The 12,606-nt window shown below is 41.7% G+C and carries 9 protein-coding genes; 6 read left to right on the forward strand and 3 right to left on the reverse strand.

What is annotated here, in order from left to right; all coding sequences use genetic code 11:
• Positions 1-20: 20 nt before the first annotated feature.
• Positions 21-1,304: a cation:proton antiporter gene (locus tag AOG27_RS05555; protein ID WP_054552023.1), complete on the reverse strand. Its 1,284-nt coding sequence runs from the start codon at positions 1,302-1,304 to the stop codon at positions 21-23.
• A gap of 225 nt (positions 1,305-1,529) precedes the next feature.
• Complete coding sequence (locus tag AOG27_RS05560) at positions 1,530-2,609, reverse strand: mechanosensitive ion channel family protein (RefSeq protein ID WP_082389202.1); 1,080 nt, start codon at positions 2,607-2,609, stop codon at positions 1,530-1,532.
• Between the two features lie 387 nt (positions 2,610-2,996).
• Here AOG27_RS05560 and AOG27_RS05565 point away from each other — a divergent pair, with 387 nt between their 5' ends.
• The 5 genes from AOG27_RS05565 (at position 2,997) to AOG27_RS05585 (ending at position 10,248) form a co-directional block, all read left to right on the forward strand.
• Positions 2,997-5,192: a M4 family metallopeptidase gene (locus AOG27_RS05565; RefSeq protein WP_054552024.1), complete on the forward strand. Its 2,196-nt coding sequence runs from the start codon at positions 2,997-2,999 to the stop codon at positions 5,190-5,192.
• Between the two features lie 69 nt (positions 5,193-5,261).
• Positions 5,262-7,124: a M28 family metallopeptidase gene (locus AOG27_RS05570; RefSeq protein WP_082389203.1), complete on the forward strand. Its 1,863-nt coding sequence runs from the start codon at positions 5,262-5,264 to the stop codon at positions 7,122-7,124.
• Between the two features lie 104 nt (positions 7,125-7,228).
• The gene (locus AOG27_RS05575; RefSeq protein WP_054552025.1) at positions 7,229-9,145 is read left to right on the forward strand and encodes an ATP-dependent DNA helicase; all 1,917 of its coding nucleotides are present in this window, start codon (positions 7,229-7,231) and stop codon (positions 9,143-9,145) included.
• A gap of 10 nt (positions 9,146-9,155) precedes the next feature.
• A complete protein-coding gene (gene tsaB / locus AOG27_RS05580) occupies positions 9,156-9,848 on the forward strand; it encodes a tRNA (adenosine(37)-N6)-threonylcarbamoyltransferase complex dimerization subunit type 1 TsaB (protein ID WP_054552026.1) in 693 nt (230 codons plus the stop codon).
• A 76-nt stretch (positions 9,849-9,924) separates the two neighbouring features.
• Positions 9,925-10,248 (forward strand): hypothetical protein, encoded by a 324-nt coding sequence (locus tag AOG27_RS05585; protein ID WP_054552027.1) that lies wholly within the window; start codon positions 9,925-9,927, stop codon positions 10,246-10,248.
• A 102-nt stretch (positions 10,249-10,350) separates the two neighbouring features.
• Here the strand turns inward: AOG27_RS05585 and AOG27_RS05590 are convergent, their stop codons facing one another.
• Positions 10,351-11,640: an alkaline phosphatase gene (locus AOG27_RS05590; protein WP_054552028.1), complete on the reverse strand. Its 1,290-nt coding sequence runs from the start codon at positions 11,638-11,640 to the stop codon at positions 10,351-10,353.
• A 110-nt stretch (positions 11,641-11,750) separates the two neighbouring features.
• Here AOG27_RS05590 and AOG27_RS05595 point away from each other — a divergent pair, with 110 nt between their 5' ends.
• Positions 11,751-12,602, forward strand: coding sequence for an alpha/beta fold hydrolase (locus AOG27_RS05595; RefSeq protein WP_054552029.1), 852 nt, complete (start codon positions 11,751-11,753; stop codon positions 12,600-12,602).
• Positions 12,603-12,606: the final 4 nt, after the last annotated feature.

Consider the following 12,606-nt stretch of genomic DNA (forward strand, 5'->3'; position numbering starts at 1 on the left):
TTTAAAGTAAAAATTAGTGCTTAATTTTTGGCTTCTGCTGATTGAATACTGCTTTGGATCAACGGCGAAATTGTCAAACCTTGTACGATAATCGAAAAGATCACCACCACATAAGTGACAATAACAATCAAGTCATGTAAATCAGAGCCTGCGATCATTACTTGATCGCGTGGGATGGCAGCTGCCATTGCCAGCGCTAAACCACCCCGTAAGCCACCCCAAGTGAGTATTTTCACTGAGTGCTTATCGTACTGGCGGTACTTTTTAAAGAATACAAATGGCGTGCCTACACTTAAAAAACGAGCCAGCAACACCACAGGCACCATGAGTAAACCTAAGCCAATTTCTTCAAGAGTAATAGGCATGGTGACAATTAGCATTCCGATGATCAAAAACAGCAAGGCATTTAAAAAGCTATCTGTGGCATGCCAAAAGTCTTTCACGTAGCGAGTATCTTCAGGCCCGGTACGCTCTGTTGCTTTTGAACGAGTAATATTGCCAAGTAAGATACCACTGGTGACCATAGCAAGGGCACCTGAGATTTCCCAAATATTTGCTGCTGCAAAGCCGGCTGTTGGAATGGTCAGGGTTAGTAGCAAACGAATGTTCACATCGCGGCTATTAATAATTAAAAAATGCCCGACTAACGCAATCACCAGACCAAACACGATACCGCCAATTGCATCAACTAAAAACAATTCTGCAACATCAGTAAAGGTAGCTTCGGTGCCATAAAAGGCCACTGAAAATATCGTTGTGAAAATCACTAAACCAATACCATCATTAAACAAAGACTCACCTTCAACTTGCACAGAAATACCTTCTGGGGCTCGCATTTGTTTAATAATGGCTAACACTGCAATCGGGTCGGTTGGGCTGATCAAAGCACCAAACAATAAACAGTAAATAAACGGTACTGGCCAGCCAACAAAAGCAAACAAATAATAGCTTAAGTAACCAACGATAACCGTTGAGGTAATGGTTGAAAATAATACTAATGCGGTAATTTCCCACCGTTGCTTTCGAAGGGCTGCTAAGTTGATTTCTAGCGCACCCGCGAACAGCAAAAAGCCGAGCATCCCTTTTAATAGCAACTGATTAAAGTTGATACTGGAGACAACTTGAGTCATTTCGAGGGCGGTGGTATCACCAAGCATTTTAACGGCAAGTATAAGAAGTAGAGAAATAACAACTGAACCTGTTGTTATAGCAATTGTAGTTTGCATTTTGAGGATGAATTGGTTAGCAAAAGCAATAAAAATAGCTAATGCTGAAAGAAAACAAATGAGGTACCAAGCATTCATTGTTTGACCTTAAATATTTGTATAACAAGACGCAGAAAGCAGTCACTTTCTGGCCGCATATAGTACGCCTCTAAAATAGGTATGTCACAGTGTTTATGCGATTTTTATGACATTTTAGAGTAAAAATTCAAGGTTCTGATTGCATATGTATAATCGCTGTTAATAATGTCTAAAAAGAGACAAAAAAAACCTGATGAATGTGCAATTATAATAACTTCAGTTAGGTCAATCAGCCTGTTTAAAGTGGGCTGATTCTTGGCTGGTATTAATCGCTCTGATTGGGTAAGGGATCACAATTCCTTCTTTTGCGTAACGTTGATGTAATGCTTTGATAAACGCAGATTTTACCCAAAAGCGGTTAAAGTACTCTTTTGCTCTTAACATCACCGTAAAATTGATGCTTGATTGGTCAAAAGTATGAAAGACCACAAAGGTCTCGTAATCATCGATGCCCCATTCATGGCTTTTTAAGATCTGTCTTGCTACATCCAAAGTTACTTGCTCAACTTTTTCAAGGTCGGAGCCATAATGAACACCCACCTCAACGGGGACGCTGAGCTCTTTTTCAGGGTAAAAATAGTTAATGATGCGTGATTTAGACAGCTGACTATTGGGGATGACTATCATGTTGTTCGGCAACATTTTCACCCAGGTTGAGCGCCAACCAATTTTCTCAACAAACCCTTGATCGCCACTTTCAAGTTCTATAAAGTCGCCGACCCGAATTGGTTTATCAATCACCAACTGCACGCCAGAAAAAAAGTTTTCGAGTGTCGGTTGCAAAGCCAAAGCGACGGCAAGAGAGGTAATGCCTAATGAGGCAATAATTGGGGTGATTGATATGCCTAACGTGCCTAATAACACCAATAAGCCAACACACACAATTGCACAGCGGATCAAGCCTTTAATGATGCTATGACTATTCGAAACCACCACCGAGCGGGCACTGTAATAATCAACGGTACCAAATAAGAAATGATCTAAAAATAACACTAAGGCAAAAATACAAATGGCTTTAGCGGTGGCCGCAATAGGTAAGGGGTGCTCAGCCATAAAGCCGGTGGTGTTCAATAACTGACCAAAAATGATCACAAGCACCATCATTGTGCACAAGGTCAATGGTGTAGAGAGTGAGTCAACCAATAAAGAGTCGAACACAAAGTCAGTGCGTTGAGTCCATTTTTTTAAACAATAGATAATTACAAACCTCAATAAGAACAAAGCGATAGCGGCTAGTGCAGTGCCTCCAATGACAACCAGCCAAGGCTCATTTAGCCATTCATTTTGTATCAACTCAGTATTCATGCTTAGTCCTTAAATCCTAGGTGCTTGGTATTGCTGCAAATTATGTACCCAGGCTTTTTGTGGATATTTAAGCCTTCAGCTTTGAACCACAAATAATGAAATGAGCAATATTAAATGCAAATAAAAGGTACAAATGTATATCAAATGTTATTATTTTGTATCAATATTTTTACACTTTCACTTTATTTGTTAACAATTAATAAACTTTAATTTTCTTATCCTACTGTTAATTAAAGGGTTTTAGTTTAGAGTTAATACTTTATTTGTAAATTTTTTGTTTCATTTTCAATTTCATTCCAATCAATCTAGGCTGGTCACTAATCGGGAACAGTGCAGTCCGGTTACTAGGAAAATATTAAATACATAACAATCTAACGGAGCGTAAACGTGAATTTATCTAAAATCACACTAGCAACTCTTGCTGCTTTTGCTTTGACTCAAGCAACAAGTGCAGTAGCTGCGAACAAGAAATACCTAAACGAACAAACAGGGATTAACCAAGCTTTGCAAACCAATGCATCATCTGTATTGAGTGCAAATCCAAATCAGTTAGTTGGTTTAGGTGCAGGGAATGATTTAGTTGTATTAAAAGAAATCAAAACCAGTAACGGCAACACCACGCGCCGTTATCAGCAGATGTATCAAGGTCTACCTGTCATCGGCGATACGGTTAGCCTTACATTTGATGGTAATGGCCAATTAAAACGCGCACATGGTGCAGCAGTGTATGACATTGCCGCCGACATCGATTCAGTGTCTCCGGCACTTAACAAGAAAAAAGCAATGGCGAAGGGCCTTGCTAACTCACCCGCAGCAATTAAATCAGTTGGGTTAAAAAAGCATAATGAACAATCACGCTTAGCTATTTGGCTAGATGAAGACAGCGTTGCACACCTAGTGTATGAAGTATCTTATGTGACGTATGGTGATAACCCATCTCGTCCGTATCAAATTATTGATGCAAACAGCGGTGAAGTTTTATTTAGCTTCGATAACTTACAACATGCCAGTGCAACGGGCCCAGGCGGTAACTTAAAAACCGGTAAATACATTTACGGTACTGATTTTGATAGCCTAGATGTTACTCAGTCAGGCAGTACTTGTACGATGAATAACGCTAACGTAAGAACCATTAATTTAAATGGTGGTACAAGTGGTTCGTCAGCGTATTCGTTTACATGCCCAGAAAATACCTTTAAAGAAATAAACGGGGCATACTCGCCATTAAATGATGCACATTATTTTGGTAACGTTATTTTCAATATGTATAGCGACTGGTTAGGTACCGCGCCTTTAACCTTCCAGCTAAAAATGCGTGTTCACTATGGTAATAATTACGAAAATGCGTTTTGGGATGGTAGTGCTATGACCTTTGGTGATGGTCAAAATACCTTCTATCCACTGGTAAGTCTTGACGTATCAGCGCATGAAGTAAGCCACGGTTTTACCGAGCAAAATTCTGGGCTTATTTATTCTGGTAAATCAGGTGGTTTGAACGAAGCGTTCTCTGATATGGCAGGTGAAGCGGCCGAGTTTTACATGAAAGGCTCAAATGACTGGTTAGTGGGTCAGGAAATCTTTAAAGGTAACGGTGCATTACGTTACATGAATAACCCTACCCAAGATGGCAGCTCAATTGATCATCAAAACAACTATTACTCTGGTATGGATGTGCACTACAGCTCAGGTGTATTCAACAAGGCATTTTATAACCTTGCAACCACACCAGGTTGGGATACGCAAAAGGCGTTTGTTGTGATGGCGCGCGCTAACCAACTTTACTGGACTGCCAGCACAAACTGGGATTTAGCAGGTAACGGCGTGATGGATGCGGCGTGTGATTTAAGCTATGACCCAGCAGATGTTCAAGCGGCACTTGCTGCGGTGGGTGTGACTTCAAGCTTAAGTGCGGGTAGTAGCTGTGGCACGACAGAGCCACCTCCGGGCGGTGATGAAGAGCTAACTAATGGCGTTGCACGCACTGGGATCAGTGGTGCTGCTAAAGATCAAATGTTCTTTACTCTTGAAGTACCAGCAGACGCAACGAATTTACAATTCAATACAACAGGTGGAAGTGGTGATGCAGACCTTTACGTTATGTATGGCGCAAAACCAACACTGAGCAACTTTGATTGTAAAAGTACTTCATCTACTAGCACAGAAAGCTGCGCTATTAGCAATGTGCAAGCAGGTACTTACTACGTAATGGTAGAAGCGTGGAATCAAATTTCAGGTGTATCACTTACTGGTAGCTTTGATTCGGGCAGCGGTGGTGGTGTAACACCAATAAACCGTACTGAGTCTAACTTAAGTGTTGGCACAAATAGCTGGACTCGTTTCACGCAAGAGCTAGATGCTGGTTATTCATCTCTTGATGTGACTATTTCTGGTGGCTCTGGTGATGCTGACTTGTATGTGAACTTTGGCTCGCAATCGACAACATCTAGCTATGATTGCCGTCCTTATAAAAATGGCAATAGTGAAACCTGCACATTTACAAACCCACAAGCGGGTACTTGGTATATCGACCTTCGCGGCTATCGCGCTGCAAGTGGTGTAACACTCACCATTTCGGCTAACTAGCCACCCTTTTAGGGAGCTTCGGCTCCCTTTTTTATTTTCATTAAAATGCAAATCATAAAAGGATTGATTATGACAACCCGCCTAACACAGTGCTTAGTGGGCTTTGCCACACTGTCACTGAGCCAACTAAGTTATGCAGCGCAAGACGAAACAATTTGGGTCACCATTGATGCCCTTGCTGCAGAGCACTTTCAACAAGATACAGTAAGTAAACGTAAACAAAGCAGTAATTTTGCGATGCAAAAATCGGCTTTGAATCAAATTAATTTTATGCGCGTTAACAAGCAGGATATCGCTGGGTTAAGTGAGTTTATGCACGATAACTATCATCGCTGCGGTGGTTTTGTAGCCCATGACTCACTAGCAGATGCCGAGCTCTATACTCAGCAATTAAATGCTGTAGCTCAGACAGCTATGAATGCGAGCCTAGTAAACTACAGTATTGATAATGCCGCGACAGTTAACGCACTAATATCATCGATTGATAGTAGCGAACTGAGCGATACGGTTAATAGCATGATGAACTTTCATAACCGATATTATTCAGTGCAAAGTGGTGTTGATGCAGCTGATTGGTTAAAGAGCCATTGGCAGCAAATAGCCAGTAGCCGCAGTGATATAAGCGTTGAGTATTTTAACCATAGTTTTTCGCAATCATCAGTTATTGTGACCATTCTTGGTGCAGAAAAAGCAGATGAAATCGTCGTTATTGGTGGTCATTTAGACTCAATCAATCAGTCTAATCCAAGTAATGGTCGTGCTCCTGGTGCAGATGATAATGCCTCGGGTATTGCAGTGCTCACACAAACCTTAAAAGCAATAGTGGAAAATAACTACCAACCTCAGCGAACCATTCAAATTATGGGGTTTGCCGCTGAAGAAGTGGGTCTTAGGGGCTCAAAAGATATTGCTCAGAGTTATAAAACTCAGGGTAAGAATGTTGTAGGTATGGTGCAGTTTGATATGACTGGCAATAACGGCAGCAGCACAGATATTGTGATGATGACCGATTACACAAACTCTTCTCAAAATCAGTATTTATCGCAGTTGCTCGATGCTTACCAGCCCACAGTGAGCTATGGCTTTGATCAATGTGGTTATGGCTGCTCAGATCATGCCTCTTGGTATCAACAAGGGTTTGCCGCCTCAATGCCATTTGAATCAACAATGAGTGATATTAACCCATTGATCCACACATCAAATGATGCTCAATTTGATGCGGCTCACGCGAGTAAATTTGCAAAATTGGCAGTGAGCTATGTTGCTGAAATGGCAAAGAACGCTGGTGATGTGGTAACTGAGCCGACTAATCAGCTTGAAAATGGCGTAGCTAAAACAGGTTTGTCGGGCGCAGCAAAAGAGCAGTTATTCTTTACACTTGATGTACCCGCAATGAGCAGTAACCTTGAGTTTGTAACTGAGGGCGGCTCGGGCGATGCCGATTTATACGTTAAATTTGGCAGTAAACCAACTTTACAAGACTTTGATTGTAAAAGCACAACCTCTACAAGTAATGAAAGTTGTGTGATGTCGTCAGTTCAAACTGGCACGTATCATGTCATGGTTGAAGCGTGGAATGAGATTTCGAATGTGTCACTCACGGGAAGTTATAGCACCTCAGGTGGCGGCGAAAACGTTGACCGAACTGAGACAAACGTGAGTGTCGCTACAGGTAGTTGGCAGCGCTTTACTCAACAAATACCGGCAGGCCTTAGTAATTTAACGGTGACTATATCTGGCGGTAGTGGTGATGCAGATTTGTATGTTAACTATGGCTCAGCGTCAACAAGTTCAAATTATCTATGTCGGCCCTACAAAAATGGTAACGAAGAAAGTTGTCAATTTGATAACCCACAAAGTGGAACTTGGTACATAGATTTACAGGGTTACCGAGCTGCATCGGGCGTGACATTAACGATTCAAGGACAATGATTTAAACGCAATCATACTTTTAACCATGAGGAAGCAACGCTTCCTCATTTAGTCTTGCCCTTGGCAAGTCAGTTACGTAAAATCTGCCCATCACTTTTAATCTATTGGCGAAGTTTATCAAACAACTTTTCAGTGCCACTGGCCCCCTTGCACTTTCTCTTGATGGATATACTCCTCGGCAGCCACAAATTGACATGGCTGTTGCAGTTGATGATGCCTTAAAAAAACGTCACCAATTAGTGGTTGAGGCGGGCACAGGCACGGGTAAAACCTATGCTTACTTAGCGCCTGCGTTAAAATCAAAAGGCAAAACCATTATCTCAACGGGTTCAAAAGCACTACAAGAGCAGTTGTTTCACCGTGATTTACCCAATTTAGTCAAAGCACTGAGCGCCACTAAAAAAGTCGCCCTTTTAAAAGGCCGCGCGAATTATTTGTGTACCTATCGTTTAAGTCAGCACGTTGCGCATGTGCCAACAGATGATCCAGATGTAATGCATCAACTTGCGATGGTGGCAAAGTTTGCAAGTGAAACCCGTTCGGGCGATTTGGCAGATTGTATTGGCATAGAAGAAGATGCCAAGGTACTGCCTTATGTTAGCTCAACCGCTGATAACTGTTTGGGTAAAGAGTGCCCCGATTTTCAAGATTGCTATATTCGTAAAGCCCGCTTAAATGCCATGGAAGCTGACGTGGTGGTGATCAACCATCATTTATTCTTTGCAGATATGGCTGTAAAAGACACAGGCTTTGCTGAATTAATGCCTACGGCAGATGCCTATATTTTTGATGAGGCTCATCAGCTCAGTGAAATTGCCAGTGACTATTTTGGTGAAAGTGTTAGTACCAAAAAGCTGGTGGATTTAATTAATGACTTACGAGCAATTTACCGTGCCGATATCCCTGATATGCTGCAATTAGGCAAAACCCTCAACAAGTTAGAAACTAGCGTGGCAGATTTACGCTTGCAGTTTGGGCTTGATGGTAGCCGTGGTGATTGGCGTGAAAAGCTTGCTGATAAAGAGATTTGTGCAGCACTGCACCGGGTCATTAGCGACCTCGACTTTTTATACCAAGTATTAAAGTTATGCTTAGACCGTAGCGAAAAAATAGAGCATCCGTTTGAGCGCACACTGGCCTTTAAAGGTCAGTTAGAGCGGGTATTTGATACCGCACAAACGGGTTATAGTTATTGGTACGAAACCACTCGCCGATACCTAACGGTAAACATTACACCGCTTAATGTATCGGCTAAATTTGCACAGATGATGAAAGACACAGGAGCAGGTTTTGTGTTTACATCGGCGACTTTATCGGTCGATAACGACTTAGCGCACTTTAACGCTAGTCTTGGCTTAAAGCCAACGCAAAGCATGATTGTTGAAAGTCCGTTTGATTATCAACAACAAGCATTACTTTGTTTGCCGCGCTACTTACCTGAGTCTCATGCGAATAATATGCCCCATGCAATTATCAAGCTGACCCTTGAGTTGATTAAATCAGCAAAAGGTCGCTGCTTTGTGCTGTTTACTAGCTATCGTATGATGCACTTAGTGGCGGAAGGTTTAACCACGCAGATGGATTATCCGGTTTATATGCAAGGGCAAATGTCTAAACGCATTATCCTTGAGAAGTTTACCCGTCACGGTAATGCCGTTTTACTTGGCACAGCTTCATTTTGGGAAGGCGTAGATGTTAGAGGCAGTACATTAAGTTGTGTTATCATTGATAAATTGCCGTTTGCCGCACCAGATGACCCATTGCTGCAAGCAAAAATGCAAGATTGCCAGTTACAAGGCAAAGACCCATTTGCGCATATTCAATTACCCCAAGCGGTCATTGCATTAAAGCAAGGGGTAGGGCGACTTATTCGCGATAGTAAAGATAAAGGTGTGTTGGTTATTTGTGATAACCGCCTAGTAACACGCCATTACGGCCAAGTATTTTTAAAAAGTTTGCCACCTATGCGCCGCACGCGCGATTTAGCAATGGCAAACGCGTTTTTAGAACAGATCAATTAGAGTAACTTAGATGATTAAACACAATATTCTTGCCTTAGATGCATCAACTGAAGCGTTATCGCTGGTGCTACATTATCGAGGGCAAACATTTCATCATTTTGAAGAGTGCCCACAGCAGCACAGCCAAAAGATTTTGCCTTTAATTGATGAGTTACTCGCAAAGGCGCAATGTAAACTAACCGACTTAGATGTGATTGGTTTTGGTCAAGGACCGGGTAGCTTTACGGGCGTGCGTATCAGTGTTGCGATTGCACAAGGTTTAGCTTATGCAGCACGCTTACCTTTGGTTGGCGTATCAACATTGCAGATGATGGCACAACAAGCGTTTGAGCAAGACCAAGCTAACGATGTGTTTTCTGCTATTGATGCACGTATGGGTGAGATTTATTACGCTCATTATAAAGCTGATAATAATGGCCTGATGACGCTTGTTGATGAAGAGCAAGTCATTAAACCTGAGTTGCTAACGCTACCTGAAATGGCTGCAACAGCGGTGGGTACAGGTTGGCAGACCTATCCTGCACTTGTTACTGAACTTGCAAATGTAAGTCTAAATGAAAACATCTTACTGCCCGATGCAAAGTACATGCTGGCCTCGATTGCAACTGCTTATGCTCACGGTGATACAGTGACTGCAGCCAATGCGCAGCCTAAATATGTGCGTGATACAGTGACTTGGAAAAAGCTACCGGGCCGAGAGTAACTGAAAGAATAACGGGACTTGCGTGCCCGTCAGTTATGGCACATAATTTAGTCATGTTTGATGTGGAATTACGAGTTTGACTTTACCTATTGGCTCAGGCTTTTATACCGGTGACATTCCCGGTCAATATAGCCGTAAAAATACCATTACTGATAAGCCTAAAGCGATATCAGACCAAACGGCTGAGCAAAAATCGTCAACAGAGTATGTTAAATCAAGTCCTCAAGCTGTTGCTATTGCCGATGAATTTAAAGCTGAGTCGCAAAGCTATCAGCAAACAATTTATGACAAACCAAGCAACCCAAAAACCAGTCGCGCGATTTCAACCTATACGGAATTTGCTAACTTAGAGCGCCGCGCCGAAGTGCAAAGCCTTATTGGCGTTGATGTATATGCATAGCTAACTGGTATGATTAATAAAAGCTAAAACTGAATTCACAAAAAAGCCTAAACAATATGTTTAGGCTTTTTTATGATTGAACAGTATTTCTAAGCAATAAAATTACTGCTTAATAAAATCTATCAGCTTGTCGGCAATCGCAGTATTGTTTTGCGAACCGTAGAAATCTTCTGCACGTTTACCATAGGCAAATACTTGTACATCAATAGCGGTGTGGCCACCAGTAGTCCACCCCGTGAAGCTGGCATGATTGATGATATCTTTTACAGCAAGTAGCAGTGCTTTATCGCCCATTTTCTTAGCTTCGCTTAGCTTGATGCTGTTTGCATCAGTAAATTCGATATCAGAATACTTTTGCCATACTGCTTTTAAGTCATCGTTTTCAAGTAGATCTTTTGTGATAGTGCCGGCAGTTGCTTTAACACCTTTAACAACGTCAGTTTCCCACTTATATTGACCATGCGCGCCCAGTGTTAAGCCACCTGTTGAGTGATCGGCAGTGATAACAAGTAGGGTATTTGGGTTTTTATCTACATACGCTTTTGCTTGTTCAATCGATTTAGCAAAGTCGTCCATTTCGCCCATTGCACATGCAATGTCGTTTGCATGACCACACCAGTCAATTTGGCTGCCTTCGATCATTACAAAGAAACCTTTGTCGTTTTGACCATCAAGTAAATCAAGCGCTTTAGTCGTCATTTGCGTAAGGCGTGTTGGATTTTCGTCAAGGGCAAACGGTAAACCTACTTCAGCGAATAAACCAAGTGCAGGAACCTGTTTTAAGTCATTCATAGCTGTAAAGTCATCGCTGTACTGATAGCCAGCTGCTTTGAATTCTTCCACTAGATTACGGTCTTCTCGAACGTAATATTTCGTGCCGCCACCTAACATTAAATCAACCGGTAATTTACCCGCGATTTTGTTATCGATATAGTCGTTAGCAATCTCGTCGTAGTTACGGCGTGATTCGTTATGTGAAGCAAAGCTTGCTGGTGTAGCGTGGTTGATTTGCGAAGTAGCTACGAGTGCTGTTGTCATACCGCGCTCTTTGGCAACTTCAAGCATAGTTTTTACAGGTTTTTTATCAGTATCAACGGCAATTGCGCCATTATAACTTTTATGACCACTGCTTAGCGCTGTTGCACCTGCAGCGCTATCTGTTACATAGGTATGATCGTCAGGGTAGGTATGTGCCATACCACGCAAAATAGTATCGAAAACAGTTGGGTCAACAACTTTAGTATTTGGATCATCTTTAAAGTAACGATATGCAGTTGTGTACGCCGGGCCCATACCATCACCAATCATATAAATGATGTTTTTTGGTGCTGATTCAGCCATTACTGAGCCTGCTGAGCATAATAATGCTAAAAGACTTAATTTTAATTTCATTGATGTAACCTTATTATTGTGCCCTTATTTATACTGCGAGGATTATTGTATACTAGCCAGACGATAAATAAACGCCTTTAAGTTGAAACGCTTAATAAATAGGAGCAATTGTGCAACCTTTTTCTTTTCAAACTGGCACTCAGGCAATGCATGGCCTAACCTTTGGTCATGGCGAAGAGGTTGTGATTGCCTTACATGGTTGGCTTGATAACGCACATAGTTACATACCTATGTTACAAAATGCGCAGTTAAATCAGCGTTGGTATTGCCTTGATTTTCCTGGCCATGGTTTATCTGATTGGCGAAGTAGTGACGCCCATTATTACTTTATTGACTACATTGATGACGTCTATAAGTTTATTGAGTCGCTTGATGTAACGAAAGTGCATTTAGTCGGCCATTCTATGGGCGCCATGGTGGCTGGCGTTTTTGCGAGCTGCTTCCCTGAAAAGGTAGCATCGGTAAACTTTATTGAGGGAATTGGCTGCGTTACAACCAACAGCAATGAAGTGAGCGGCCAACTTCGTAAAGCAATATTAAATAGAGCGCGGGTAAACAGCAAAGGCCCTCGCGCATTTGACTCAAAAGCGCACATTATTAGTGCAAGGCTTGCAAGTGGTGACCTTGAATACCCACAAGCTGAGTTATTAATGACACGAAATAGCTACGAAAAAGCAGGCAAGTGGTACTTAACAACCGATCCAAAGCTTAAAAATCACTCAGGATTTCGCTTTGATGAAGCACAATGTATTGCAACCATTAAACAAATTAACGCGCCATGTCAGCTTATTTTAGGCGATGAGGGGTTTCCTTTTGTAAAGCAAAACTTAGAAGCATATGGTAAATATTACAAAGAGTTAAAAATTCATAAGATACCTGGTGGTCACCATTGCCATATGCAATTTCCTGCATTAACCTTAGAACACGTTCATGCATTTATTGGGCAGTATAAAGCAAGTTAATTGT

It is taken from the genome of Pseudoalteromonas lipolytica (assembly GCF_001306915.1).
GTDB lineage: Bacteria > Pseudomonadota > Gammaproteobacteria > Enterobacterales > Alteromonadaceae > Pseudoalteromonas > Pseudoalteromonas simplex.